Here is a 25073-nt window from a genome sequence, read left to right on the forward strand (position 1 = left end):
TGAAGCTGCAGGTCAGTCCTTTCGGATGCCGGGCATACCCATGGGCTCCGGTTGAGCGGTGCTGGAACAGTCCGGGCAGCACGCAGTGTTTTCGGCTTCGTCAGCCACCACGTGGGGAACGGCGCAGCAGGCGTCCCCGCGCCACGCGTTGACGCCTTCACGCACCGCAATGCCGGCGATCACCAGCGCCGCGCCGGCGTCTGCCCACCACCAGCCCAGGGTGCTGTTCAGGACCAGGCCAACCAGCAGCACGGCGGAGAGGTAGGTGCATAGCAGCGTCTGCTTGGAATCGGCCACCGCTGTCCGTGATCCCAGTTCCCGCCCAGCCCTGCGTTGGGTCCAGGACAGGACCGGCATGACGGCCAGGCTTAGCGCCGCGATCACGATGCCGGGCACCGAGTGCTGGGCTTCTCCCGCACCCGCCAAAGAGCGGATGGCATTCACAGCCACGAATGCGGCCAGGGCGAAGAATGAGATGGCGATGATGCGCAGGGTCAGATGCTCACGCCGCTCCGGGTCCTTGGCGGAGAACTGCCAGGACAATGCCAGTGCGGAGGCTACCTCGATCACCGAATCCAGGCCGAAGCCGATCAGCGCCGAGGAGTCGGCCGCGCCGCCCGCCCACAGGGACACGACGGCCTCGATGACGTTGTAGGTGATGGTTGCTCCCGCCAGAAGCCGGATTCGCCGGCTCAGCACCCTGCGGCGTTCCACGGTGGGGGAGTTAAGTGCAGCGGTCATGCGAAGCATTCCCCATCCGGAGCGCAGCAGGCTGGGTCCACCGCGAGGACAACATTGATGAGGTCCTTGATAGCGTGGCCGATCCGGGCGTCCGCCAGTTCATAACGGCTCCGCCGCCCGTCCTGCACCGCAACCACCAGTCCGCAGCCGCGCAAACAGGTCAAGTGATTGGACATGCTCTGCCGGGACACCCCTAAGTTGTCCGCCAGGTCGGAAGGATAGGAAGGGGCGTCTGCAAGTGCCAGAAGGACTCGGGCGCGGGTAGGGTCCGACACCGCATAGCCAAAACGGGCCAGCACAGGGGCGTGGGTGAGGGTCTGCATGGGCTGGAGGGTTTGCACGGTTTTAGAGTACATCCATCACTGTATTCAGGTGAAGATGAACCGTAATCCCAGTCCCCGCGACAAGTTTTCGGCTTGAACAACCGCCGCTGAAGTGAAGGAGGCGTTCAACGTTCGGTGGCCCGCCGGCAATTGTCAGACCCCCTTGTCATAGTTGGTTTATGGGGAAAGCGGCGGTGGTGAGGGCGTTCGAGGACATTCGCGCTGCCCTTGCTGTGCTTCAGGCTGAGGTGGACGGGGCGGGTCTGGAGGCGTTCGCGGATATTGATGCGGTTTCTGATCCGCTGGCCGGTCTGGCGGATGGGTGCCTGGAGATTCTTGCAGGGGCCCGGGAGGTGGAGGCGCGGGTTGCGGGGGTGAAGGCGAAGGCTGCGGTGGGGTACGCGGAGGCTGCGCATGCTGTGGCGGGCCCGGAGGTGCCGGTGGTGGCGCAGGAGCTGGCGGTCGCGGCGGAGATCGGGTGCGTGCTGGCGTTGGGTCCGCGGGCGGCGGCGTCGTTCCTGGCCACGTCCCACGCCCTGACCAGCAGCTTGCCGCGGACTTTGGAGGCGTTGCAGTCCGGGACCCTGTCGTGGCAGCACGCGATAGTGCTGGCAGATGAGACGGCGGGTCTTGATGTGGCGGGGGCGGCGGCGTTGGAGGCGCATTTCCTGGACCCTGAAGCACAGGACGCCGCCCGCGGCTGCCCGGTTGGGGAGCTGCCGGCGCACCGGTTCCGGGTCAAGGCCCGGACCTGGCGGGAACGCCACCACGCCGAATCGATCGAGAAGCGGCATGCCAGGGGTGTGGCGGAGCGGCGGGTGGAGTTCCGGGCGGACCGGGACGGGATGGCGTGGCTGGGCGCGTACCTGCCCGCGGACCAGGCCATGTCTGGGTGGAACCGGCTCACCGCTGCCGCACGAGGCCTGCAGGGCCCGGCCGAGGACAGGACCATGCCCCAACTGCGCGCGGACAGTTTCACCGCCGCGATCCTCGGCAGCGGTAACACCCGGGGCGGCAGTACCAGTCTCTTCAGTGCCAGTGCCAGTGCCACTGCCGGCGTCGTGGCTGCTGCCGGGCCGGGCGCCGGCACCAGCGGCAGCGGTACCAGCGCCGCATCGGGAACTGGCCACCGGCCGTCGCCGGTCCGCGCCGAGGTGCTGGTTACGGTTCCGGTGTTCGCGCTGATGGGTTTGACCGATGAGCCGGCGATGCTGGACGGGTATGGTCCGGTGCCGGCGTCGATGGCGCGGCGACTGGTCGCGGACGGGGCGGGCTCGTTTTACCGGGTGTTGGTGGACCCGCGGGACGGGGCGCCGTTGGAGATTGGCCGGAAGAGTTACCGGGTTCCCAGGGCGATGCGGGCCTGGCTGCGGATGCGGGACGGGAAATGCCCGTTCCCGGGCTGCAGCAACACCTCCCTGGACACGGAGGCCGACCATCTCCTCGCCTGGCACCACGGCGGCACCACCGGCATCAGCAACCTGGGACAGCCCTGCCCGAAACACCACCGGCTCCGGCACACCACCGGCTGGAAACCCACCCCGGCCAGCACGAACGAACCACCGGGCTGGACCTCGCCCACCGGCCGCCACTACACAAGCGAACACCAGGACTGGGAACCACCAAAGTGGCCGCCAGGGTTCCTGCCCGGCGAACGAAGCCGGGCCCGCGAACGAAGCCTCCTCGGCGAACGATGCCGGACCCGCGAACGAAGCCTCCTGGGGAAGCACGCCTTCAGCCCCATGCCGTGTGAGCCGCCGCGCCGGTAGACCGGCCTGTAGTCCTGCTACCCCAGCGGGTTGGCCGATTGGCAGGTCTGGTCGCTGCCCGTCTGGGCCACCACGCCGCCTGAGGAGTCGGCGGACGACGGCGGTGCGGCGGGTTTGGTGCCGGCGGCAAAGTCCGTGCCCGCGTACAGTTGCACGCCCTGGATGTTCGCCACCTGCTGCACGTTGCCTGCGGGCAGGCCGAACAGCGCTGCCACGTCCGCGGCCACGTCCTCGAACCCGGCCGAGTAGTAGACCATGGTCTTCTCCTGCGCCTGGGCCTGCAGCTTGGTCAGGTTGGTGAAACCGGCCTCAGAGAGCAGCCCGGCAATGGCATTGCTCCGCCCCGTCACGCCGGTGCCGTTGGCAATGGAGACGGGCTGCAGCGACTTGTCGTAGGCGGGTGCCGCGGGAGTTGCAGGCGCCTGCGTGGGGGAGGCGGAGGAGGGCTGGCTCAGGTCCGGGCTGCTTCGGAGCGCGGCGAAGAAGTTGGAGGCTGTCGGCTCATTCAGTGCCAGCCGGTTGGGGTCCGCCGGCGCCGGCACCGTGGGCGTGGTGATGAAGTTGATGTTGGCCGGGTCGATGTTCTTCAGCCGGTTGGCGATGGTCAGCAGCGATGGGATGGAGGACAGGCCCGAGTCAACGGTCAGGTTCCTGGTGATGGTATCGGCAATGGTCAGGGTTTTCTGCGGATTGCCCAGCGTGCCCTCGGACTTGAGCTTCCGGCTGAGCGAAGCCAGGAAGCCCTGCTGGGCCTGGATGCGCCCCAGGTCCCCGCCGTTGGCGAAAGCGTGCCGGGTCCGCAGGAACGCCAGCGCCTGTTCGCCCTGCACCTGGGACGTTCCGGCAGGCAGGTTCAGCCCGCTGTCCGGATCGTGCACGGCATCGCTGACGCAGACCTCCACGCCACCCACGGCATTGGACAGTTCCTTTACCGCGTTGAAGTCGGCCATCATGAAGTGGTCCACCTCCAGGCCGGTCAGTTTGTTCACGGTGTCCACGGCGCAGCCGATGCCGGCCTGTGCCATGGCGCTGTTGATCATCACGTCCTGGCGGGCGGGATATGCCTGCTTGGTTTTGGGGTCCGTGCACGCCGGCACGTCCACCAGCAGGTCGCGCGGGAAGCTGACCACGTTGACGTGCTTGTTGTCCGCGGAAATGTCCAGCAGCATCATGACGTCGGACTGGCCATAGCCGGAGGAGTCCTCCGCGCTGCCGTACTGGCTGTTGCTGCCGTCCCGGGTGTCGGAGCCCAGGACCAGGATCTGCATCCGGTCCGTGCTGTCGTTCACGGTCCCTTCGGTCCGCTCCCCACCCGCCGTCAGTTCAGACGTTGTGATGTTCGACTGCAGGCGCCACGCCCAGTAGCCGCCGAAGGCCACGGCACCGACAAGCAGCGCGGACACCACGGCGGTAACGGCCTTGAGCCAGCGCGGGACCCGGCGTACAGGCCGACGGCGGCGCAAACTGGCGGCGTACAACTCGCCTTGGCCGGGGTAGGCGCCGGGGGCGGAGCCAACCTGATCCGGGTCGGGGGATTTTCTGGAACCGAACACGAAAAAATGACCTTCGGGAGGGGACAGGTTTCGGCTACCCTACAGGCCCAAGCTGGCAATTCCCCAAGAACGGCAGCCTGCAGCCGCGCCGTCCCGGTCCTGGCGGCGGCAGAGGGCGTACTCTTTTTTCTCGGCGGGTACCCGCCCCGGAGATGGGCCCGGCCATGGGGAAAGCCCTGCTGTGCAGGCTGAGGAACGGACAGATGAATACAGGACAAAAGCAGCGCGTGGCGGGCCGTCCTGCCCGGCGCGGGCTGGGCAAAGTGGCGGTGTGGCTGGTGGATGACTCCCCGGGACGCCTCCGGCCGCTGATCCTGGCGGTGGTCCTCACGCTCTCGGCGATCGGACTCGTGGAGGTGGCATCGGCGTCGTCCGTGGAATCTGTGGCGGCAGGAAACAATCCGTACGACCTGCCCCTGAAGCAGGCCATGTGGACCGTGGCTGGCGTGGTGATCATGCTGGTGCTGGCCCGGATGCCCGTGCGGCGGATCCGATGGCTGGGTTGGCCGCTGCTGATCGGCTCCCTTGTTGCCCTGGTGCTGGTGTTCACACCGCTGGGAATGTCCGTCAACGGCAACCGGAACTGGCTGAGCGTGGGAGGTTTCACCGCGCAGCCCTCCGAGTTCGCAAAGCTCTCGCTGATCGTCTGGGCCGCCGCCATCCTGGACCGCAAGCAGGCCCTCCTGGGGCAGTGGAAGCATGCGGTCATTCCGTTGGCACCCGCAGGGGGACTGATCATGCTGATCGTGGCGCTGGGGCACGACCTGGGCACCACCATGATCATCATGATGATCCTCGCCGCCACCATGTTCTACGGCGGGGTCCGGATGAAGGTGTTCTCGGTTGCGGGGCTGGTCTGCGCGGTGGCAGCGCTGCTGCTCGCGGCCACCAGCGGCAACCGGATGGGGCGGATCTCATCGTGGCTGGGCATGGGATCCGACGAGGACGCACAGGGCATGGGCTACCAGGCGCAGCACGGCGCGTACGCCCTGGCCTCCGGCGGCTGGTTTGGCGTGGGCCTGGGACAGAGCCGGCAGAAATGGAACTGGATCCCCGAAGCCCACAACGACTTCATCTTCTCCATCCTCGGCGAAGAACTCGGCTTGGCCGGAACCCTGCTGGTGCTGGGGCTGTTCGCCATCCTGGCCATCGCGGTGTTCAAGACCATTGCCCGCACCACGGACACCTTCTCGCGGATCGTGGCCTGCAGCGTGATCACCTGGATCCTGGGACAGGCCGTGATCAACATCGCCATGGTCAGCGGACTGCTGCCGGTGATCGGCGTGCCGCTGCCGTTCATCTCCTATGGCGGATCGGCCATGGTCTCCTCACTGGCCGGCATCGGGGTGATCCTGGCGGTAACGCGTCCGGAAGGTGTACACCCTCACCCCACCCGGTCCCGTCGCGCCGGACCCGGCCGTCCCGTGTCAGCCCGGCCCGTGTCAACCCGAGCTGTGTCCGGCCGGGCCGTGAAGCAGGCCCCGGAGCATGCGTACCAGCGGTAGCGCCGGCGGGACAACTCCTCCGGCGCCCATGACTGCCATCCGCTTCATCCTGGTCTTCGGGGTGGTCAGTGCGCTGATGGACATGGTCTACGAAGGGGCGCGGAGCGTCACCGGCCCTTACCTGGGTGCGCTGGGCGCGTCCGCGCTCCTGGTCAGCGTGGTCACGGGGGCTGGTGAAGCGGTGGCCTTGGTGCTCCGCCTGGTGTTCGGGCGGCTGGCCGACCGGCCGGCGCTGCGATGGACGCTCGCACTCAGCGGTTATGCCCTGACCGCGCTGTCCGTGCCGTTGCTGGGGATCACCGATGCGCTGTGGATAGCCTGCCTGCTGGTCCTGGCGGAAAGGCTGGGCAAGGCGGTGCGGAGCCCGGCGAAGGACACCATGCTGGCCGAGGCCGGTTCAGCGATGGGGCAGGGCAAGGCGTTCGCGCTGCACGAGGCGCTGGACCAGGTGGGGGCACTGGTGGGGCCGCTGCTGGTGGGGGCGGCCCTGGCGCTGTCCGGCAGCTACGGTCCCGGGTTCCTGCTCCTGGCTGTTCCAGGGCTTGCTGCCATGCTGATTCTGTTCCGCCTCAGGCGACGCGTTCCCGACCCCGGTGTCTACGAGCCTTCCGCCGCGCCGCCAGCCCCACCCAGCCCCGCTCCCGCCAGCCCCGTTCCCGCCAGCCCCGTTCCCGCCAGCCCCGCTCCCGCCAGCCCCGTTCCCGCCCAGGACACAATTGCTGGGAAGCCGGCCCCAATGCCGCGCCAGTACTGGCTCTACGCAGCCTTCAGCAGCCTGACCATGTTCGGCTATGCCACGTTCGGCCTGCTGTCGTTCCATCTGGTGGCCACCGGACTCCTGCCGCCCTCATTGGTCCCGGTGCTTTACGCCGCGGCCATGGGAGTGGATGCCGTGGCGGCATTGGTTTCCGGCTGGCTTTTTGACCGGGTGGGGTTGAAGGTTCTCCTGGCCCTTCCGGTCCTGGCCGCCGCGGTCCCGTGGCTGGGCTTCAGCAACAGCACGGCGCTTGCGATGGCGGGAGTGCTGCTGTGGGGAGCAGCGATGGGTGTCCAGGAAAGCACCATGCGGGCCGGGGTGGCGGGCCTCGCTCCGGTGGCCCGGCGGGGGAGTGCTTACGGGATGTTCACTGCCTGCTACGGCCTTGCCTGGCTGGCCGGCAGTTTCGTCATCGGCCTGCTCTACGAGATCTCAGTTCCTGCACTTGCGGTTACCGTCACGGTGGTCCAGGCCGCGGCCCTGGCGGTCTTCGCCGTCGTGCGTCCGCACGCCTCCGGCATGGAAGGCCAACTGCCGTCTTCGGGGAACGAAACTACCTAGGCGACCGCCCCGGCAATCTCGGGGCACTCAACGCAGCGGACGTCCGCAACCAGGGACCCGGCGTCGTCCTTTTGGAAATGGGTGACGTGATTGGTGGTCCTGCCGCAGGTGGGGCAGAAGCTCTGGCTTTGTTTTGTCCACATGCATGAATAATACGGAACGCCCCTACAAAGAGAAGATCGCGGGCCAAAGTATGTGGATCGCCGCAGTTTTCCTTTACCGGATCTTGACCAAAGCTGCTGGCGATCCTTCAGGAAATGCTGAGTTTCGCCGCATAGCTTGGGCTCATCAGGCAGTACGGAAGGAGCGCAGGACAATGACCATTACCGATTACTTTGTGGCTCTCGGCGGCATGCTGGCTTCACTCGGAGGTGCAGGGCTGGTGGCGGCCGGCCTTATCAGGGCACGGGCACGGCACTAGGATTTTCGCCGCAGTTCCTACGCGATTGCGGGGGGCTCGAACCGTGTTCCGGGCGTGCCGCTGGGCAGTGACCTCAGGATGTTCTCCGCAACGCTGCGGACCTTCAGGTTCCGGTGCCGCGAGGTGCCGGCAAGCTTGCTGAACGCCTCCGTGTATGAGCAGCGGTTCTGCGCCATGAGCACGCCGCAGGCCACGTCGATGCTGGTCCGGCTCTCCAGTACCTGTTTCAGGTTGTCCCCGGCGCGGATGACGCCGTGCACGTCGAGGGCCAGCTTCAGGCTGTGCGATGCGACCTCGCCAAACCAGGCTGCCTCGTTGATCACCTTGGCGTTGAAAACGTAGTTTGCCGGTCCCAGGAACACGAGGGCTCCAGCCGAGCCCGGCTGCAGTTCCAGGGGAACGGCAAGCGCTGAGCCGAAGCCTTTGTCCAGCAGCCGCCTGCGGTACGCCTCCCAGCGGGCGCCGGCCTGGTTGATCACTGCCGGCGCCATCAGCGGCGAACCAAGAGCGGTGGGGCTGTCCCCGTGCTCGTCCTCCGATGCCACGCTGGCCGCGGCCGGAGTGCTGCCGGCGGTGGCAAAACAGGACCGCTGCCGGTGCAGGACGGCGGCGCACTCCAGTGCCCTTCCGGCGGAAGTGCTGATCCAGCGGGCGGCAGCATCGGTGAGCTTCTGCAGGGACCCTGCATCGCCGTCGGCCCCTGTCACCAAATCCAGCAGGAACCCCTGCCGTTCGGGCTCCACATTGTCTGCCGGGCCAACCGCCACCCTGCACCCCCGTCTCGTCACGCCCCTTGGCCGTGGCGCCGCGGGTTGGATAGAAACTTATTGGGCCGGGACGGTGTGCGGCACGAGTAGCCGGTACTCTACTTTTCCCGTGCCGCCCGCCCGGGTACTTGCCTGCTGCTTTTCAACGTTGTGGAGGTGGCGGGGGAACAAGTGGGCTACCATGGGTTTGTTAGACAGCCAAGCAAGTAGGATATCGAAGGAATTCGCATGAACCCGCATGGTGCAAGCGAAGGCTACTGGTACCCACCCGTCGAGGGCGTCGAGCCCGGGGCTGTTGATGTCATCAACGCGCTCCGCGAATTCCGGACCTCGGAGAGCGCTATGAGAAGGCGCACCCGCTCGTCCGCCGCAATGGGGGAGACGGACCTCCTGGCGCTGCGGTACCTCATCGATGCAGAGGCTGCCGGCGTGGGAATCCGACCCACGGAACTTGCAGCCCGCCTGTGCATCACGTCCGCCTCCATGACCAGTCTTGTGGACCGCCTGGTGTCCGGCGGCTACGTCACCCGGGAGCCCCACCCCTCGGACCGCCGCGCCGTCATCCTGCGGCCTACTCCCGGCGCCGACGAGGAAGTCCGGCACAACCTGAACCAGATGCACAAGCGCATGCTGGAAGCCGCCGAATCGTTGTCTTCCGAAGAAATCAAGGCCGTCATGCACTTCCTGGTGCGCATGCGGGAAGCAGTGGACGCCGTTAACTCGGGCCCTGGCATTACCGGCCGGTAGACAAAGAGATAATCCTAGTTAGACTAGCTACATTGTTAGTTAACTACCGGACGGCGGATTGCATGACTGCAGTACTTGAACCTCAGGCGCCGGGGCAGTCGACCCGCGTTGAGCATTACGAAGAACTCCCGCTTCAGCCCGCGCCCTCTGTGATTGGCGACCCCGCGGCACCCTTTCACTGCGGCGCAGCGATGGCGGCCGGCCCCGTACCGATAGCGTCGCTGGGGTGGGCACCATTGGAGCTTGGCTCGGCGGAATGGTCCTGCGCATGCGGTTACAGGATCGTCGACGGCGGCACTGCCGGTGATCCGCTGGAGGCCGTCCAATTGGCTTCCGCAAGGGTGGAGAGCCTCCAGTGGGAGCTGGATGCGGCGCAGGAGCGGTTTGAGCATGCAGTCCAGAGCGCCGCGAGGCTGGGTGCAGGGCAGGAGGACCTGGGCAGGGCCGCCGGCCTCACCGTTGAGGAGCTTCAGGACATCCTGGTTGCCAAGGACCAGCTCCGGTAAAACAAAAACTGCTCCACCATCCCGAAGTGCAGCCATCCGTTTGTTCAGATGCAGCTGCACTTCGGGCTGTTGGAGCGGAAAGAGAAGCGGTGGTCGGCCTGCTCTGGCCCGAAAAATGGGCGCGGCGAGCGGCCGGGAAATTTATGCGGCCAGGCGGCCGGCCGTGTGACGCGGATGTCGGCGGTCAGCCAGCACGCTGATGGTGCAGGGAGCCTGTTCCGGATCGATTTTGGCTGGAAGGTGCCTTGTTTCAGAGGCGGCGCGGAGCATTTCCAGTGCTTCCTCGTCCACCCAGGCGCTGGAAACGTCCAGTTCCAGGTCCAGGCCTCCCCTGAGGGAGTTGGCACGCTTTGCCACTACATAGAGGGCGTTGACGCTGTGAATGGTGATATGCCCCGTTGCAATCACCTTGGCCTTGCTGTGGTCCAGATCCACCCGGACTACGATGTTCAGCTTAGAGTTCAAGTTGTAAAGCCTTCCCCGGCATTGGCTGCGACGCTGCAGCTTCTTGCATGGCCCGTTTGCATGAGCCTCAATTAGATTAGGCAACAAATGTGACCTGCGCAACACGGGGGGCCTTTATTACACCGAACGTAGTTTCCTACCAGTTTGAGGAGTGCCATGAGCATCGACCCCGCAGGAAAGCCTTCCGTCCTCTTTGTCTGCGTCCGCAACGCCGGCCGGTCCCAGATGGCGGCAGCGTTCCTCACATCCTTGTCCAGGGGAGCCGTCGAGGTGCGCTCCGCCGGTTCCCAGCCGGCCGACAAGGTCAATCCGGCGGCGGTGGAGGCCATGGCCGAGGTAGGCATCGACATGTCCGCAGAGGTCCCCAAGGTACTCACCACCGAGGCAGTGAAAGAATCGGACGTGGTGATCACCATGGGCTGCGGTGACGAGTGCCCGTTCTTCCCGGGCAAGCGCTACGAAGACTGGGTCCTGGAGGACCCGGCAGGCAAGGGCGTTGAGTCCGTCCGTCCAATCCGTGATGAGATCAAGGCACGCGTTGAACAACTGATCACCGAACTCCTGCCCGCGCAGCACGCGGACGCCCAGTAGTACCGCCACCGAAGGACAATCCATGAGCAAAGAACAGCTGATCATCATCGGCTCCGGCCCCGCCGGCTACACCGCCGCCATCTACGCCGCCCGCGCGGGCCTGAACCCCCTGGTCCTGGCCGGCTCCGTCACCGCCGGCGGCGCGCTGATGAACACCACTGAAGTGGAAAACTTCCCGGGCTTCCCCGGCGGCATCCAGGGCCCTGAGCTGATGGACGGGCTGCAGCAGCAGGCGGAAAAGTTCGGCGCGCGCATTGAGTACGACGACGCCACGTCCGTTGACTTGAGAGGTTCCGTTAAGCGCGTGGTCACCGGCGGCGGGGAGACTTACGAGGCTACGGCCGTCATCCTGGCCACCGGCTCTGCGTACAAGGAACTCGGCCTGCCTGAGGAGAAAAAGTTCAGCGGCCACGGTGTTTCCTGGTGTGCCACCTGCGACGGGTTCTTCTTCCGTGACCAGGACATCATCGTGGTTGGCGGCGGCGACTCCGCCATGGAGGAAGCCACCTTCCTGACCCGGTTCGGCAAGACCGTGACCGTGGTGGTGCGCAAGAACGAGCTGCGCGCCTCCCGCATCATGGCGCAGCGGGCCAAGGACAACCCCAAGATCCGCTTCGCCTGGAACTCTGCCGTTACCGCCATCCACGGCGACGGCAAGGTCACCGGCGTAACCCTCACAGACACCCGTTCCGGTGAGACCCGGCACCAGGACGCCACCGGCATCTTCGTGGCCATCGGACACCTGCCGCGGACCGAACTGGTGGCGGGCCAGGTGGACCTGGACGAGGAAGGCTACATCAAGGTGGACGCCCCCACCACGTGCACAAACCTGCCGGGCGTCTTTGCCTGCGGCGACGCCGTGGACCACCGTTACCGGCAGGCCATCACCGCCGCCGGCACCGGCTGTGCCGCCGCCCTGGACGCAGAGCGGTTCCTGGCCGCACTGGAGGACGCGGCCAGCATCGCCACCGCCCTCGTGGAAGAACCCACGCACAGCTAAGTACTCCTGCCCGGGCACTCACTGTTGCCCGGGCAGGCTTCATTCCGCGGGTCAGACGACTTCGGGAAGCCGTCCGGTTAATACTGAAACTGGAGCTGCGGACCAGCGTTCACGCTCCGGCTCGTAGGAGATCACCATGGACGCGTCGTTCTCGCGCGCCTCGTCGATGGCCAGCAGCAGGGCGTCTTCCATATGCCTGGCGTATTCCAGCCGTTCGGGCAGGGACCCCTGCAGCCCGCCGTCGTCAATCAGCACGTGGCCCTTGCCGTCCACGATCACTTTCAATGAATACCCGCTGTCCTCATGCAGGGACCCGCGGGTAGATGAAATCTCCGTGACTCGATCTGCCCGGACCAGCCCGTTGCCCAGCGTGCGGATCCACACTTCGCCCATGAATTGACCTCCCCTTGGCTGCGGGCGCGGATCAGCGCCCATAAGGCGAACGCTACTCCTCCGCGCGGCTTTTGTGACCCCCCGAATCCGCCTGCTGCGCCAGCGGATATGGCAACCAGCGGCCGCCGGATTCAGCTATTGTTGTGCGAGAAAACCCGCACTGGGTATGTGAGTTTTGGAGGAATGCATGTGGTCGAAGTTGGATGCGTACCTCTTTCCGCTGCCGATCACTGCCGTCTGTCCGTCGGGGACCTTTGAGCTGGACGTTGCCTCAGGAAGCATGAACTGGTCCGAGGGCATGTTTGGCATTCACGGGCTGCAGCCAGGTGAGGTGGTGCCCACTTTTGACGTGCTGATGGCCCACAAGCACCCGGGGGACCGGGAACCGGTGCGCGCGCTGTGGGCGGACCTCCTTGAGGGCGGTGGCCAGGGTGCCCTGCTGCACCGGATCATTGACGTCCGCGGCAGGGAGCGGCGCGTCTTTTCTGCGATCCAGGCCGTCGCCGCGCCTTCCGGGCGCGTAGAGCTGGCCCGCGGCTTCATGGTGGATGTGACCCAGAGCCTGCGCATCGAGTCCCAGCATGCCGCGACGGAGGCCATCGAGGGTGCGTTCGGGCACAAGGCGGTCATTGAGCAGGCGAAAGGCATTGTCATGGCCCTGCACAGTGTGGATGCCGAATCGGCGTTCCGGGTGCTGGCCGCCAGAAGCCAGCACGCCAACGTCAAGCTGCACCTCGTGGCGGAGGAGTTGACCAGCGCGGCGGCAAACGGGAAGGCCAGGGAAGTCCTGGAGGGTTACTGATTCCCGGTTATCCCATGACCTGCTGGTTCACCCACCGCTCCAGCGACGGGACCAGCAGCAACACCGCGACGCCGGCCACCATCAGGACGTGGACGAACACATTCCACGCCGTGGTCCCGACAGTTTCGCCCCCGCCGATGGCTGCGAACCAGAAGGGCGCCAGGGCCACAAGCCCAAGTGCAGCCGACGCGAGGGCCGCATTTTCCCACCAGCTCCACCGGGCAAACAGTCCCCACGTGGCCACCAGGAACCCCAAGACGGTCAGCAGCGCAAGCACCATGGTGATGTTCCACCAGATACCTGACGTGTTGACCCCGCGGGTGGCGAAGGTGGGCGTAATCCACAACCAGCTGCTCCCGGCCATCAAGAGGGCGATGCCGCCCAGGGTGCGAAGCGTAAACATCTTCCACCACCTCCTTCAGCCAGCGTGGTTGCCCTGGGCGTCGGCGAAACAGGGCCGAAGGGCCCGCCGTTGTCCGGTTCGTGGGTCCGTGGGTTCTCGGCGGCTGGGCGGTAGGGCTGGGCGGTGGCAGGAAGGCGCCGCCGGGGGACCTTCGGCACTTTCGGGCATGGTCCCTATGCCGGACCCTGTTGCCATGGCGGACAGGACAACCACCAGCCGCAGCGGCAACCTTGGCTCAGCCATCGTCAACGCCCTGCTGCTGTACGGGATCAACATGTGGCCTGGGTGGCAGGTGCTGCCGTTCCTGACAGCCGACATGTCCCGCGTCCTTGACCTCATCAACGCGTCCCTGATCGCGGGCATCATCGTCAACCTCGTCTGCGTGGTGATCCACGCACGTACCCTCGTGGCGCTGGGCAACCTGGTGGTCATAGGCGTCGGGGTTGCCGCCATGCTGCGCCTGTGGGAGGTATTTCCCTTCGACTTCGGCACCGGCTGGTCCGGCTGGCCGGTGCTGGTGCGGGTGCTGCTGGTGCTCGGCATCGTGGGCTCGGCCATCGGGGCGGTGGTGGAAGTCGTCAACCTGTTCCGCGCCCTGGCCGGGTTGGAACCAAGGGCCCGTTGATCCACTCTCCGCGGAGGCCACTGTGAGTCCCTGTCCGCTGCGTCACACTGCAGCCTCCCCACAGGGAGGGGGCGGCCATAGGATAAATCTGATGACTTCCCCGGACCCCTCCCAGCCCTTCAGCCTGCGCAGCATTGCGGTCGCCGCTTTCGGACCCACACTGCTCTTCGGAATTGGGCAGGGCGCCATCCTTCCGGTGGTGGCATTATCTGCCCGCGAGTTGGGCGCTTCGGTGGCAGTGGCGGCCCTGATCGTCACCCTCATCGGACTGGGATCCTGGTTCTTCAACCTGCCGGCGTCGCTGGTAACCCTTCGCTTCGGTGAACGCTGGTCCATCGTGGGCGCCGCCGTCGCCGGTGGCCTGGCGCTGGCAGCCGCCGCCACCTCCGCCCTGGCCCCGAACGGACTGTGGCTGCTCGCCGTGGCGATGGCCGTCGTCGGGATGTCCGGGGCGGTGTTTGGCCTGGCCCGCCAGAAGTACCTGACGGAGGCGGTGCCGGTGGCCTTCCGCGCCCGGGCGCTGTCCACGCTGGGCGGCGTGAACCGCATCGGCGTGTTCATCGGCCCGTTCGCGGGCGCGGCGGTGATGCAGTTCTTCGGCATCGCCGGCGCCTACTGGGTGGGGGTGGTGGCCATGGCGGCCGCCGCGCTGCTGTCCCTCACCATCCCGGACCTTGCGACGCCGGATGTCCCCTTGGGCGGGGACGCGGGCCCCCAGCCCACGCTTCGGAGCGTCGCGGTGTCGCATGCCGGCGTGTTCCTTTCGCTGGGCGTGGGCATCCTGCTGCTCAGCGCGCTGCGGTCCTCCCGGCAGGTGGTGATCCCGCTCTGGGCCGACCACCTGGGCATGGACGCCACCTCCGCATCCCTGATCTACGGGCTCTCCGGTGCCATCGACATGCTGGTGTTCTATCCCGCCGGGAAACTGATGGACCGGAAAGGGCGGCAGTGGGTGGCGATTCCCTCCACGCTGCTCATGGGGACTGCGCTGCTCCTGATCCCGCTCACCGGTTCCTTCGTGGGACTGCTGCTGGCGGCGCTGCTGATCGGCTTTGGCAACGGCATCAGCTCCGGCCTGGTGATGACGCTGGGCGCCGACTTTTCGCCGGACCGGGGCCGCGGCCAGTTCCTGGGCCTCTGGCGGTTCATGGCGGATGCCGGCTCCACAGGCGGCCCGGTCCTGCTGTCCGGGGTGACCGCCCTGGCCTCCCTGGGCCCGGGGATCTCAGCCACAGGCCTGCTGGGGTTCGCGGCGGCGGCCGTGTTCGGCGTCGTCATTCCCCGCCTGAAGCACCGCCGCAACTACTGACCGCCGGGACGCCACCCCAAGGCTGGCGTCCCGAACCGGTTCCCCGGGTCAGCGAACGATCTTGAAGTTGAACTCCGGCGTGCCGAGGGCGCCCCAGAGGCGAAGCCAGACAGGGAGGAGCATCTCCGTGCCACGGGCGGTCGAGATGTCCCCGAGCTCGATGACGTCCTGGTGCCCGAAATCCTTCAACAGTTCCGTGACCATGTGCTTGGCGTCCGCGTCGTTTCCGGAGACGAAGACAGTGCTGGCCTCGGGAAGGGTGTCCGGACGCGCCATGAGGTCGGCATTGAGGGTGTTGAGGGACTTCACCACGCGGGCGGTGGGGAAAGCGCGCTGGATCTGCTCACCGAGTGAATCGGTGTCCTTGACGAACAGGGTGGGCGGCATGCCCTGGCTGAAATCGAGCGGGTTGGCGATATCCAGAATGACCTTGCCGTCAAGGTTCTCCGCGCCTACCTGTGCCAGGGCATCCAGGGATCCGTTGCCGTTGGTGGCGTTGATGATGAGCTCTGCCCCGACGGCGGCCTCTGCGTAGCCGGCCAGCGAGACGCCCGGGTTTGCTGCAGCCCAGGTGGCGAAGGGTGCGTTGCCCATGGCGTCTGCCCCAGTGCGGGCGAGCGTGGCTTCGGGGCTGCGGGTGCCAATGGTCACGGTATGTCCGAGCTCTGCCAGGCGGGCGGCGATGGTGCGGCCGACAGTGCCGGTTCCGAGGACAGCAGTCTTCATGGTGGTTCCCTTAGCTTCATATTTAACGGGGTCGGATCCGATGTGACGGATCGTTCTCATTAGTTTGTGACGGATCGATCCGTCTGTCAAACTAAAGGCGGTACATTTTTCGGCTTGGGTTTTGGAAGGGTGGGTTTGCCGTGGCGCGCAAGAGCGGCGAGGAGAACCGGCGCAATGTGCTTGAGGTGGCCACGCGCCTGTTCTACCAGCGGGGAATCCGCGCGGTCGGGATGGATACGGTGGTCAAGGAATGCGGGGTGGGAAACGCCACCATTTACCGCCAGTTCCCCACCAAGGACGCTCTCGCCACAGCGTTCGTTCAGGGACGCGCGGACGCCTGGTTCGAGCGGATGCGGCAGGCGGCCGGGGAACGCGACGACGCCCGGGAGAAACTCACTGCCGTTTTTGAGGTGTTGGCCGGAGATACCGCCGGTGCTACCTACCGCGGCTGCCCGATGCTGAACACGAACACCGAGTTTCCGGAGGGCAACCACCCGGCCCATCTGGTGGCGGCAGCGCACAAGCAGCAGGTGCGGGACTGGTTCCAGTCGCTGGCAGCCGACGCCGGTGCGCAGGACCCTGGCGAGCTGGCCGAGGAGTTGCTCATCGTCCTCAACGGGGCCTATGCAACAGGCGCGGTTCTCGACGGCGCCCGCTACGGCAAGCGTGCCCTGAACCTGGCCCGGCGCCTCGTGGACGACGCCTGCACCCAGCGCTAGTCACGGTGAAGCTGGTCGGGGCTAATACGCCAGGTCCAGCTGCGGCTCCACTTCCCCCGGACCGTCATTGCGGGAAGTGTCGCAGGAGCGCGTTATTCTCGACACATGAGTGATCCCGGCGCTGAAGCCCGCATCAGCCCGCTGCAAAAAGCCGTGTGGTGGGCGCAGGACTATGTTTATGCCGCGGGCTGGCAGGTCCGCGGATTCCTGTCGCGCGTGCAGCCGGAGTCCTTCCGCAACGGCACCCGGCAGCCCGTGCTGATCATTCCCGGCGTGTACGAAAACTGGCAGTTCATGATGCCGCTCATCCAGGCCATCCACGACGCCGGGCATCCCGTGCACGTGGTCACGGTGCTGCAGCGCAACAAGATGAAGGTCCCGGACGCTGCAAAGCTGGTGGCCCAGCACCTGGAGGAGGCGGGACTGCGCGATGCCATCCTGGTGGCGCACAGCAAGGGCGGCCTGATTGGGAAGTACGCCATGCTGTCCCTAGACCCGGAGCACCGGATCGACCGGATGATCGCCGTGTGCGCACCGTTTTCCGGCTCGCGCTACGCACGGTACATGCTGCTGCCCAGCCTCCGGATCTTCTCGCCGCGCAACGCCCTGACCCTCCAGATGTCCCGTGAACTGACCATCAACAGCCGCATCACGTCCATCTACGGGCCGTTCGATCCGCACATTCCGGAGGGGAGCGTCCTTCCCGGTGCCACCAACATTGAACTCCCGGTGGCGGGACACTTCAGGATCCTGGGCGACCCCGGAACCGCGCGGATCATTGTGGAGCAGCTGAACCTTCCGGCCTGACGCCGGCCGGTGTCTTTGTTGCCGTGGATGCCTTGGTTGCTGCGACGTGCCTGGCGATGAAGGCTGCGTCCGTGCCTACGCCGTGGACCATGGAGGACGCCAGCGACTGCTGGAAGACGGCGCCCAGGAAGTAGAGCCCCGCCTGCGCCCTTGCGACGCCGCGGTGCTGCTCCGGCTCGCCGTCCGGGCCGAACACTGGCAGACGGATCCACTCCAGCGCGGGCCGGAAGCCGGTGCACCACATGACGTTGGCGACCTCAAGGGTCCGGCCGTCCGCCAGCAACGGGCGGCCGTCCTTGACGCCCTCCGTCCTGGGGACGCGTTCGACGCCGGCACGCACCAGGTCCCGGTTTTTCACCCTGACCAGTGGTCCGCTGTGCGCAAGGATTTGTGGGCGGGCCTTGCGGCCCATCGGCGTGTTGAGCGTCAGGACGTGGGAGAAAGCGAAGAAGACCGCGAGGGTCAGTGGCCTTGCTGCCACGCCGTCGATGGGCCAAGGAATCTCGCCGGGATGCCTGCCGGAGAGATATGTCGTGCGGCTGGTGGCCAGCTCCAGGGCAATGTCCGCGCCCGAATTGCCCGCGCCGACCACCAGGGCCGGGCCCGGGGCGAGGTCTCCTGGGTTCCTGTAGCTTGCCGCCGTGAACTGCTGGATGTCAGGGTTGAGGTGATGTGCGAATGCCGGAACTTTGGGCTTCCGGTCCCAGCCGGCGGCGACCACCACGTTGTCCGCCTCGAACTGCCGGCCGCTCTCGGCTTCAATGACGAAGTGATGTCCGTTGCGGCTGAGGCTGGTGACCCGGACGTTGTTCCGGATCGGCAGCGCGAATCTTTCCGCGTAGCTGCGCAGGTAACCGGCAAACTCCTCCCGGGACGGGTAGGACCACGGGGGAGCCGGGTAGCGGCTGCCGGGAAGGGCGTCGTACCGGGCCGGGGTGAACAGCCGGAGGGAGTCCCAGCGGCTGCGCCAGCTGTCCCCGGTACTGGCGTTCTCATCCAGGATGACGTAGGGGCGCTTGAGGAGGGACAGGTGGTAGCCCATGGCCAAACCCGCCTGGCCGCCGCCGATGACGACCGTATCGAAGTGCCCTGACATGACGCCTGCCCTTCCGCCCCGGACTGCTGTGAGCCTGCCACGGCGTTGCGGCTTTTGCCGCCGCCTTGCGGGTTCGCTACTGCCTGTCCGGGCTTCCTGCTAAGATTTATCCGAATATACTTCGGATGAAATTAGGGTAGGCCTCCCGATGGATGCAGTCAATGCCCCGGCCCGCCGCTATCACTCGCCGCTCCGGAAGGAACAGGCGGCGGCCACCCGCGACGCCGTGTTGGCTGCTGCCCGTGAACTTTTTGTGGGGGAGGGCTACCGTTCCAGCACCGTGGCCGGCATCGCACGGCGGGCTGGCGTCGCCGTCGACACCATCTATGCCACCATCGGCCGAAAACCGGACCTCCTGCGGGAAGTGGTGGAAACGGCCATCTCCGGGACCGGCCAGGCGGTGCCCGCCGAGCGCCGCGACTATGTAATCCGAATGCGGGAGGCGAAGGCGGCAGCCGAAAAGATTTCCATCTACGCCCATGCTCTGGCCCGCATCCAGCCGCGCCTGGCTCCGGTATACGTGGCGTTGCGCGATGCCGCCGGCACGGATCCCGACTGCGCAGCACTGTGGCAGGAAATCTCCAACCGGCGCGCGGCCAACATGCTGAAGTTCGTTGAGGACCTTGCCTCCACCGGGGAACTGCGGACGGACCGGCCTGCCGAAGAGCTTGCCGACGCCGTATGGAGCATGAACGGGCCCGAATACTGGGTGCTGCTGGTGGACCAGCGCGGGTGGAGTCCGGAACGGTTCGCAGACTGGCTGACCGATGCCTGGTGCCGGCTATTGCTGGAGCAGAAATAAGCTGCATTCCGATAGAAGTGCAGGTCAGGGGCGGGTTGAAATTTCAAATAACTTGAGCTTTCGTTGACGTTTTACCCCCTCACTTCCTGAGCTTGGCACGGCAATGTTGTCCCCAGCTAGACAAAACGCACACACCAAAAAAGTCTGAGGGGACATCATGAAGAACAGCACTCTGATCAAGGGAACCGCAGCCATCGCCGTTGGCGCAGCACTGTTGCTGGGCGGCGGGGGAACCCTGGCCAACTGGAACGCGGCAGATGCCGCGACTCCCGGCATCATCGTGGCCGGTGACCTCAATGTTAAGGCTGGCGCCGGCGTATGGACGGACCGCAACGGTGCCACCATTGACATCAGCACTTACAAAGTGGTCCCGGGTGACAAGCTCACCTTCACCCAGGATCTGACCGTAACCCTGGTCGGCAACAAGATGGCCGCCAACGTTGTTCTCGCCGATGTTCCCACCAGCACTTTCACCACCGACAACGTCATCGTTTCACCGCTCAAACTCACCAACAGCGCGGGCGATGTAACGTCCAGCACTGTCTTGAAGCCCGTTACCGGAAGTACCACCCAGACGGTCACGGCAACAACCGTTTTCGAATTCAAAGGCGCCACGACCGGCCGCAGTGATGTCACCAAGAACTACAACCTCGGAAACGTGAGCTACACCCTGACCCAGGTGAACTCCGCTAACGACGGTCTTTCCTAGCCTTGCGCAGGCGGGTGGCCTCAAGGTCACCCGCCTGGATTGACCGAAGCCAGGAATCAGGACCAGGAGGAACCATGCGCACCAAGCGCAGGCTGCAGGCGGCAGCGCTGACCGCCGTTGCAGTGGTCCTGGGACTGTTCACCGTTCAGGGAACCTACGCGTTGTGGAGCGCGGCGGCATCAGCCTCCCCTGGGACCATCACGTCGGCGTCGTTCGATACGGCGCTGACGGCGGTCAACACGGGACAAACAACCACAATGACCCTTGCTGACGGTTCGGCTGCCACCTTGACCCTTTCTCCCGCAGGGACACTGGGCCCGGGCACCTCGGTCTACGGCGGAGTGGTGGTCACCAACAACACCAATGCCGGCGGCCAGTTCAACACGGCGATCACGGCAGGCCAGCCCACCATCGCAAACGTCAGCGGCGGAACCCTCGCCAGTTACGTCAGCGTCAACGCCAAAACTGCGGCTTCCTCCGCGGAATGCAGCACCGCCACAGGCTTCGGGTCAATCAGTACCGCAGGGCTTGTCTCGCCCACGGTTGCCAAAGGCGGTTCCACCGTCTTCTGTTTCCAGGTGAGCCTGAGCACCAGCGCCCCCTCCACAGTGAAAGGACAGGCAGTGAACATCTCGCTCCAACTCACCGCACGTCAGCTCTGCGGGGTGCCCAGTGGCTGCTGACCTGACCGAACGCCTCCTGGGCGGCGAAGCCGACCCGACAGAACCGCGGAGCGGGACTCCGGCAACCACCCGGCAGCGTGGACGAAGGCGCACTGCCGCCTGGGCCGTCGTCGGACGTTTCCTGAGCATGGCAGCCATGCTGGTGTCACTGTTCGCCGCCCTGGTCCTCATCGTGGTTCCGGTGGCGACGGGTTCGCAGACCTACACGGTGCTGACCAAATCCATGGCGCAGAAGTACCCGCCGGGCACGTTCATGGTGATGAAACCTGCCCCGTTTGATGAGCTGAAATATGGTGACGTCATCACTTTCCAGCTCTACTCAGGCCGGCCCGATGTGGAGACGCACCGGATCGTGGGGTTCGGGTCCACCCAGCAGGGCGAGAAGACACTGATCACCAAGGGCGACAACAACGGCGCCAACGATGAGAACCCCGTCCGCGCCATCCAGGTCAAGGGCAAGCTGTTCTACGCAGTCCCGTACGTGGGTTTCGTGGCCAACTTCCTGGGGAATTCCGACCGTGGGACCTGGACAGTCATCGCTGCCGTGGCACTCATCGGCTACGGAGCCATCACCGTGTACAGGTCGGTCCGCAAGACCCGTTCCCGGGACAACGCGGCCGCCGGGGCGCAGTAGATGGCACGGATCCGGAATGCTCCCGGTGCGGGCCTCGCCGTCGGGGCCTTCATCCTCACGGTGCTGCTGGGCATAGGCGGCGCCTCGGCCTCGGCCCTCTGGCAGCAGAGCGCCACGGCCACCATGACCGTCACTGCCTCCGGCGCGTGGCCGAACCAGTTCTCGGGATTCACCTGCACCAATGACAACCCGCGGCAAACCGCAACCTTGTCAGCGGTGGGGACGACGGCGCCAACGACACTTACCTACGCCGCACTCCAGCCGAACGGCACGTATGGGCCCTCCTACAACGAGTCCGTAAGCCTGGGAACAACCAGCACCATCACCCTGACCATCAACTCGCAGATCGTGCTGGCCAACAGGACCACCACCCCACTCACCATCCGTGTCACAGCGACATACGCGAACCAGGTGCAGACCACCGCGTCAGCCACCGTGTCACTGGAACAAGGAAACAACAGCAACAAAGTCACCTGCTTGTCCACGACCTTCTAGGCGCCGGTCCACCGCCAGCCCGACGGAAGAAGGCGCCGCTGCTAACACCCCCCACGCAGCGGCGCCGCCTCCCGCCGGGCTGGGTTGCCCGTCCAGCTGTGGTTCAGCCCGCCCTTGTCACGACGCGCATGTTCACTTTCGACCCGCAGTTGCCTTTGCGCCCCGGATATTTGGGCCGCGGAGGGGAATATCCGCGTCGAGAACAACTACGCGCGTCGAGAACAACTACGCGCGTCGAGAACAACCCTGCGCGTCGGGAAAGGCGATGCGCGTCGGAGGTGAGTTCCCGCGCGAGGTGCGTGCCGCCGTCGTGCCTTCCTGTCCGTGTCCGCCCGCATGCAGCCGCGGCCCGTCCGTACACTGGCACCATGTCATGCCGTATCAGCGAACTGGTCCTGAACTGTGCCGACCCGGAACTGCTTGCGCGGTTCTGGAGCGGGGTCCTGGGTTATGTGGAGATCGACCGGGAGGATGGTGCGATTGAGATCGGACCGCCCGATGCCGGCTTTGGCGGTCTGCAGCCCACCATCTTCCTGAGCCCCAGCAGCAGCAATCCGCGGGTGGGGAGGCTTCCGCTGCATATCGACGTCAACCCGGTGGACCGGGACCAGGACGCGGAGCTGGAACGCCTGCTGGCCCTCGGCGCACGGCCGGCCGACGTGGGGCAGACCGGCGACGAGCAGTGGCACGTGCTGCAGGACCCGGAAGGCAACGAGTTCTGCCTCCTGCGCAAGCGGCTCGATCCCTGAGACCTCCGCCGGAGAGGCTGCAAGCGGGAGAGCAGTGGGGGTACCGGGCGGCGCCCACTTCAAGACGCCGCCCGGGCACCTGCAACTATCCCGGGCATGGCTCAAGCCAGGGGGTATCAATTCCTCAAGATTTGCTCAAAACCCCGCTGCCGGCGGCCGCTCCGTGCTACTGGGCGCGTCCCGCCGTCGTGCCGCGTAGGCGAACAGGGAGGTGGTGGCAACGGTGGCCAGGTATCCCGCGATCACAATCAGGGAGATGCCCGCCCAGAAGTAGTTGGTGGTGCTGGCCTCCTGCCATGGACTGGGCGCAATCCGGATCAACGAGTACACCGCCACCACGGCCGAGGCCAAGCCGATCAGCACCGGCAGCGTAAGCCAGATCCGGGCGGATCCCACATGCTCGCCGAACCCGTCCCATTCGTTCCATGAACCACGGCGGAGGATCAGCCAGCCGGCAGGGATCATGAACGCCCCCACCAGCAGGAACGCTGCCACCACGTCGGCGGGCCGGTGCCATTGGTTGATCAGCGTGGACACCCCCGAGGCGATGGCAAAGGTGCCGCCAATGAAGCCGGCCATGGGGCGCCAGCGCGGCGACGCCATCAAAAACACCGCAGCCGCCGCGGACGCGGCCAGGGTGGTGTGCCCGGACGGCAGCGAATTCAGCTCCAGCGTCAACACGCCTTTGTCCGGGCGCGGCGGCAGGAGGTCCTTCAGTACCTGGGTTGCCACGTTGGCGCCGATGCACGCGGCCACGGCGATCCCTGCCTCCGTCCAGTGCCGCCGGATCACCGTCACAAAAAGGACCACGACGGCGGCCATCACCAGCGAGATGGTGGGCAGCAGGTCCAGGAACCGGGTGGCGGCCTTGCCGGCGGGGCCGTGGATCTCCACGGCCTCCACCAGCGCGGACTCGTCAATGAACTGTCCGGTGGTGGTCTGGACGAAGAAGTAGTAGGTGGCAACCAGCCCGGCAATGCACGCCAGGGTGGACAGCACGAACAGGAACGCCGAGCCCGGGGCAGGCCGGGCCGGGGTCCTGGTGGGTAGTTGCCGTGAAGAAGTCATCGCGGTTAAGGGTGACACAGAAAGCTGGAAGACCTCTCAAGCGTTGAAACTGGCTCGCACTAACTGTCGTTTTCAGGGCTCAAAACGACAGTTACTGCGAGCTAGTTGGGCCGCGGGGGGTTGATTGGGCCGCGGTGGGTGGGTTGGACCGGGTCCAGCCGGGGGATGCTCGCCGCGGCCACTAGCAGCGCCAGCACACCCAGCCCGAACGGAAGCGCCGTGGCCGTGGCGATGCCGCCCACCAGCAGCGGCCCGCCGGCGTCGCCCAGTTCGCGTCCCAGTTCCGCCGAGCCCATGGTCCTGCCCATCCGTTCGGGGGGCGTGGTGTCCGCCAGGTGGGCGAAACCGAGGGGGGTCACCGCGCCGATCCCAACCCCGATGAACGCCGCGGCAACGAAGATGGTGACCACTCCCGGGGCGGCCGCCACCACGCCGACGCCCGCGGCAATCAGCAGCAGGCCCGTCGTCGTGCCCCTGTTGTCCGTGACGGCGTGCCGGTCCCGCAGCCGCCCGATCCACGGCTGGGTCAGCACCGAGCCCAGCGCCACCACGCTCACCGCCGCCGTCCCGGCGAAGGTGTCCAGGCCGTGCCGGGTGGCCAGCGCCGGAAGGAAGCCGACGGCGGCACCCAACGCACCCGTTGAGGCAGCCAGCACCAGCGTGGGGACCAGAAACCGGCGCTCGCCCACCTGCCGCGCCAGGTCCAGCACCGTGTACCGCTTCCGCGGCAGCGGCGCCAGATGCGGCACGGACAGCAGCACCCACACCGCGGTCACCGCAGCCAGCGCGGACAGCGTGCCGAACAGCAGCGGGAAACCGCCGGCCAGGATCAGCCCCGCGCCCAGCGGTGGGCCGATGATGTATCCCAGGCTTTTCCAGGACCCGTACCGGCCAAAGTAGGTGCCGGCCTTCCCGCCGCGGGCCATCCTTGCCACCATGGCGGACGACGCCGGCGAGAAGGCCGACGCCGCCGCGCCCTGTCCCAGCCTGGCCAGGGCAAGGATCAGCGGGTCAGCTGCGCCAAGGCCGATCAAGGACAGGGCGGCAAAAGCGAAGAGGCCGCCGACGACGACGGGTTTGGCGCCGATCCGGTCGCTGAGCGCACCGAAGACGGGCTTCAGGAAGACCTCGGCAACGTCGTAGAGGGCCAGCAGGATGCCCAGGTTCAGCAGGGTCAGCCCGATGTTTCCGCTCTGGGCGCCCAGCCCGGCCGCGATGCTGTGGGCACCGAAAGCGGTGACGAAACCCGCCGCATACAGCGGTGCCGAGGACGAGCTGGCGGCCTTGCCGCTGGACTGGGGGTGGCCGGTGCTCATAGTGGGGACTTTAGTACCTTCATAAATTTGT

30 protein-coding genes are annotated in these 25073 nt (G+C 66.2%); 18 read left to right on the plus strand and 12 right to left on the minus strand.

All coding sequences use genetic code 11. From position 1 onward, the window contains the following. Positions 1–12: 12 nt before the first annotated feature. Both AC3ANU_RS07230 and AC3ANU_RS07235 read right to left on the minus strand, forming a co-directional pair. Positions 13–741: a cation diffusion facilitator family transporter gene (locus AC3ANU_RS07230; protein WP_488315758.1), complete on the minus strand. Its 729-nt coding sequence runs from the start codon at positions 739–741 to the stop codon at positions 13–15. Then, positions 738–1064 carry an ArsR/SmtB family transcription factor gene (locus AC3ANU_RS07235; protein ID WP_488315759.1) on the minus strand — a complete coding sequence of 109 codons (327 nt, stop codon included), beginning with the start codon at positions 1062–1064 and terminating at the stop codon, positions 738–740. The genes AC3ANU_RS07230 and AC3ANU_RS07235 overlap by 4 nt, the downstream gene beginning before the upstream one ends. 179 nt (positions 1065–1243) lie before the next feature. Here AC3ANU_RS07235 and AC3ANU_RS07240 point away from each other — a divergent pair, with 179 nt between their 5' ends. Further along, entirely contained in the window at positions 1244–2833 is a 1590-nt protein-coding gene (locus tag AC3ANU_RS07240) for an HNH endonuclease signature motif containing protein (RefSeq protein ID WP_488315760.1), read from the plus strand. Between the two features lie 17 nt (positions 2834–2850). On the opposite strand, the gene AC3ANU_RS07245 is transcribed toward AC3ANU_RS07240, so the two are convergent. After that, on the minus strand, positions 2851–4386 hold the full coding sequence (locus AC3ANU_RS07245; RefSeq protein ID WP_268001806.1) for an LCP family protein: 1536 nt from the start codon (positions 4384–4386) through the stop codon (positions 2851–2853). Between the two features lie 203 nt (positions 4387–4589). On the opposite strand from AC3ANU_RS07245, the gene ftsW reads away from it, so the two are divergent. Next, the gene (gene ftsW, locus AC3ANU_RS07250; protein ID WP_488315761.1) at positions 4590–5891 is read left to right on the plus strand and encodes a putative lipid II flippase FtsW; all 1302 of its coding nucleotides are present in this window, start codon (positions 4590–4592) and stop codon (positions 5889–5891) included. Beyond that, positions 5875–7209, plus strand: coding sequence for an MFS transporter (locus AC3ANU_RS07255; RefSeq protein ID WP_488315762.1), 1335 nt, complete (start codon positions 5875–5877; stop codon positions 7207–7209). The genes ftsW and AC3ANU_RS07255 overlap by 17 nt, the downstream gene beginning before the upstream one ends. Here AC3ANU_RS07255 and AC3ANU_RS07260 read toward each other — a convergent pair. Together AC3ANU_RS07260 and AC3ANU_RS07265 are read right to left on the minus strand one after the other, a co-directional pair. After that, positions 7206–7352 (minus strand): hypothetical protein, encoded by a 147-nt coding sequence (locus AC3ANU_RS07260; RefSeq protein WP_155845532.1) that lies wholly within the window; start codon positions 7350–7352, stop codon positions 7206–7208. The genes AC3ANU_RS07255 and AC3ANU_RS07260 overlap by 4 nt on opposite strands. 295 nt (positions 7353–7647) lie before the next feature. Next, entirely contained in the window at positions 7648–8397 is a 750-nt protein-coding gene (locus AC3ANU_RS07265) for an ANTAR domain-containing protein (protein ID WP_018768663.1), read from the minus strand. 228 nt (positions 8398–8625) lie between these two features. Here AC3ANU_RS07265 and AC3ANU_RS07270 point away from each other — a divergent pair, with 228 nt between their 5' ends. Beyond that, entirely contained in the window at positions 8626–9144 is a 519-nt protein-coding gene (locus AC3ANU_RS07270; protein WP_018768662.1) for a MarR family winged helix-turn-helix transcriptional regulator, read from the plus strand. Between the two features lie 62 nt (positions 9145–9206). Beyond that, positions 9207–9650 (plus strand): hypothetical protein, encoded by a 444-nt coding sequence (locus AC3ANU_RS07275; RefSeq protein ID WP_224084048.1) that lies wholly within the window; start codon positions 9207–9209, stop codon positions 9648–9650. 141 nt (positions 9651–9791) lie between these two features. Here the strand turns inward: AC3ANU_RS07275 and AC3ANU_RS07280 are convergent, their stop codons facing one another. Beyond that, positions 9792–10115 (minus strand): aminoacyl-tRNA hydrolase, encoded by a 324-nt coding sequence (locus tag AC3ANU_RS07280; protein WP_018768660.1) that lies wholly within the window; start codon positions 10113–10115, stop codon positions 9792–9794. A 156-nt stretch (positions 10116–10271) separates the two neighbouring features. On the opposite strand from AC3ANU_RS07280, the gene AC3ANU_RS07285 reads away from it, so the two are divergent. Further along, on the plus strand, positions 10272–10706 hold the full coding sequence (locus AC3ANU_RS07285) for an arsenate reductase ArsC (RefSeq protein WP_488315763.1): 435 nt from the start codon (positions 10272–10274) through the stop codon (positions 10704–10706). 22 nt (positions 10707–10728) lie between these two features. Then, positions 10729–11706, plus strand: a complete 978-nt coding sequence (gene trxB / locus AC3ANU_RS07290; protein ID WP_142071539.1) for a thioredoxin-disulfide reductase — start codon at positions 10729–10731, stop codon at positions 11704–11706. Positions 11707–11757: 51 nt separating this feature from the next. On the opposite strand, the gene AC3ANU_RS07295 is transcribed toward trxB, so the two are convergent. Then, positions 11758–12099 (minus strand): thioredoxin domain-containing protein, encoded by a 342-nt coding sequence (locus AC3ANU_RS07295; protein WP_018768657.1) that lies wholly within the window; start codon positions 12097–12099, stop codon positions 11758–11760. A gap of 187 nt (positions 12100–12286) precedes the next feature. On the opposite strand from AC3ANU_RS07295, the gene AC3ANU_RS07300 reads away from it, so the two are divergent. Next, positions 12287–12901, plus strand: coding sequence for a PAS and ANTAR domain-containing protein (locus AC3ANU_RS07300; protein ID WP_056392957.1), 615 nt, complete (start codon positions 12287–12289; stop codon positions 12899–12901). A gap of 7 nt (positions 12902–12908) precedes the next feature. On the opposite strand, the gene AC3ANU_RS07305 is transcribed toward AC3ANU_RS07300, so the two are convergent. Next, positions 12909–13304, minus strand: coding sequence for a hypothetical protein (locus tag AC3ANU_RS07305; protein WP_223992407.1), 396 nt, complete (start codon positions 13302–13304; stop codon positions 12909–12911). A gap of 193 nt (positions 13305–13497) precedes the next feature. Between AC3ANU_RS07305 and AC3ANU_RS07310 the strand changes: the two genes are divergently transcribed. Continuing rightward, positions 13498–13929 (plus strand): hypothetical protein, encoded by a 432-nt coding sequence (locus AC3ANU_RS07310; protein ID WP_268001802.1) that lies wholly within the window; start codon positions 13498–13500, stop codon positions 13927–13929. Positions 13930–14020: 91 nt separating this feature from the next. Further along, on the plus strand, positions 14021–15238 hold the full coding sequence (locus AC3ANU_RS07315; RefSeq protein WP_018768653.1) for an MFS transporter: 1218 nt from the start codon (positions 14021–14023) through the stop codon (positions 15236–15238). 48 nt (positions 15239–15286) lie between these two features. Here the strand turns inward: AC3ANU_RS07315 and AC3ANU_RS07320 are convergent, their stop codons facing one another. Continuing rightward, positions 15287–15964, minus strand: a complete 678-nt coding sequence (locus tag AC3ANU_RS07320; RefSeq protein WP_488315764.1) for an NADPH-dependent F420 reductase — start codon at positions 15962–15964, stop codon at positions 15287–15289. Between the two features lie 140 nt (positions 15965–16104). Between AC3ANU_RS07320 and AC3ANU_RS07325 the strand changes: the two genes are divergently transcribed. Both AC3ANU_RS07325 and AC3ANU_RS07330 read left to right on the plus strand, forming a co-directional pair. Further along, positions 16105–16683, plus strand: a complete 579-nt coding sequence (locus tag AC3ANU_RS07325) for a TetR/AcrR family transcriptional regulator (protein WP_488315765.1) — start codon at positions 16105–16107, stop codon at positions 16681–16683. Positions 16684–16788: 105 nt separating this feature from the next. After that, on the plus strand, positions 16789–17490 hold the full coding sequence (locus AC3ANU_RS07330) for an esterase/lipase family protein (RefSeq protein ID WP_018768650.1): 702 nt from the start codon (positions 16789–16791) through the stop codon (positions 17488–17490). Here AC3ANU_RS07330 and AC3ANU_RS07335 read toward each other — a convergent pair. After that, positions 17459–18586: a flavin-containing monooxygenase gene (locus AC3ANU_RS07335; protein WP_488315766.1), complete on the minus strand. Its 1128-nt coding sequence runs from the start codon at positions 18584–18586 to the stop codon at positions 17459–17461. The two genes, AC3ANU_RS07330 and AC3ANU_RS07335, sit on opposite strands and share 32 nt — an antisense overlap. A gap of 148 nt (positions 18587–18734) precedes the next feature. Here AC3ANU_RS07335 and AC3ANU_RS07340 point away from each other — a divergent pair, with 148 nt between their 5' ends. The 6 genes from AC3ANU_RS07340 to AC3ANU_RS07365 all read left to right on the plus strand — a co-directional run bounded on the left by AC3ANU_RS07340 (position 18735) and on the right by AC3ANU_RS07365 (position 22658). Beyond that, positions 18735–19388, plus strand: coding sequence for a TetR/AcrR family transcriptional regulator (locus AC3ANU_RS07340; RefSeq protein WP_018768648.1), 654 nt, complete (start codon positions 18735–18737; stop codon positions 19386–19388). A gap of 157 nt (positions 19389–19545) precedes the next feature. After that, positions 19546–20097, plus strand: coding sequence for an alternate-type signal peptide domain-containing protein (locus AC3ANU_RS07345; protein ID WP_488315767.1), 552 nt, complete (start codon positions 19546–19548; stop codon positions 20095–20097). Positions 20098–20171: 74 nt separating this feature from the next. Further along, on the plus strand, positions 20172–20780 hold the full coding sequence (locus AC3ANU_RS07350) for a hypothetical protein (RefSeq protein ID WP_488315768.1): 609 nt from the start codon (positions 20172–20174) through the stop codon (positions 20778–20780). Beyond that, a complete protein-coding gene (locus AC3ANU_RS07355) occupies positions 20770–21414 on the plus strand; it encodes a signal peptidase I (RefSeq protein WP_018768645.1) in 645 nt (214 codons plus the stop codon). The genes AC3ANU_RS07350 and AC3ANU_RS07355 overlap by 11 nt, the downstream gene beginning before the upstream one ends. After that, positions 21415–21909 carry a hypothetical protein gene (locus AC3ANU_RS07360; protein WP_488315769.1) on the plus strand — a complete coding sequence of 165 codons (495 nt, stop codon included), beginning with the start codon at positions 21415–21417 and terminating at the stop codon, positions 21907–21909. A gap of 368 nt (positions 21910–22277) precedes the next feature. Then, entirely contained in the window at positions 22278–22658 is a 381-nt protein-coding gene (locus tag AC3ANU_RS07365) for a VOC family protein (RefSeq protein WP_488315770.1), read from the plus strand. A 135-nt stretch (positions 22659–22793) separates the two neighbouring features. Here AC3ANU_RS07365 and AC3ANU_RS07370 read toward each other — a convergent pair whose 3' ends face one another. Together AC3ANU_RS07370 and AC3ANU_RS07375 are read right to left on the minus strand one after the other, a co-directional pair. Further along, a complete protein-coding gene (locus AC3ANU_RS07370; protein WP_056392974.1) occupies positions 22794–23726 on the minus strand; it encodes a phosphatase PAP2 family protein in 933 nt (310 codons plus the stop codon). 101 nt (positions 23727–23827) lie between these two features. Beyond that, on the minus strand, positions 23828–25042 hold the full coding sequence (locus AC3ANU_RS07375) for an MFS transporter (RefSeq protein ID WP_488315771.1): 1215 nt from the start codon (positions 25040–25042) through the stop codon (positions 23828–23830). Positions 25043–25073: the final 31 nt, after the last annotated feature.

It is taken from the genome of Arthrobacter sp. SDR-2R (assembly GCF_057747955.1).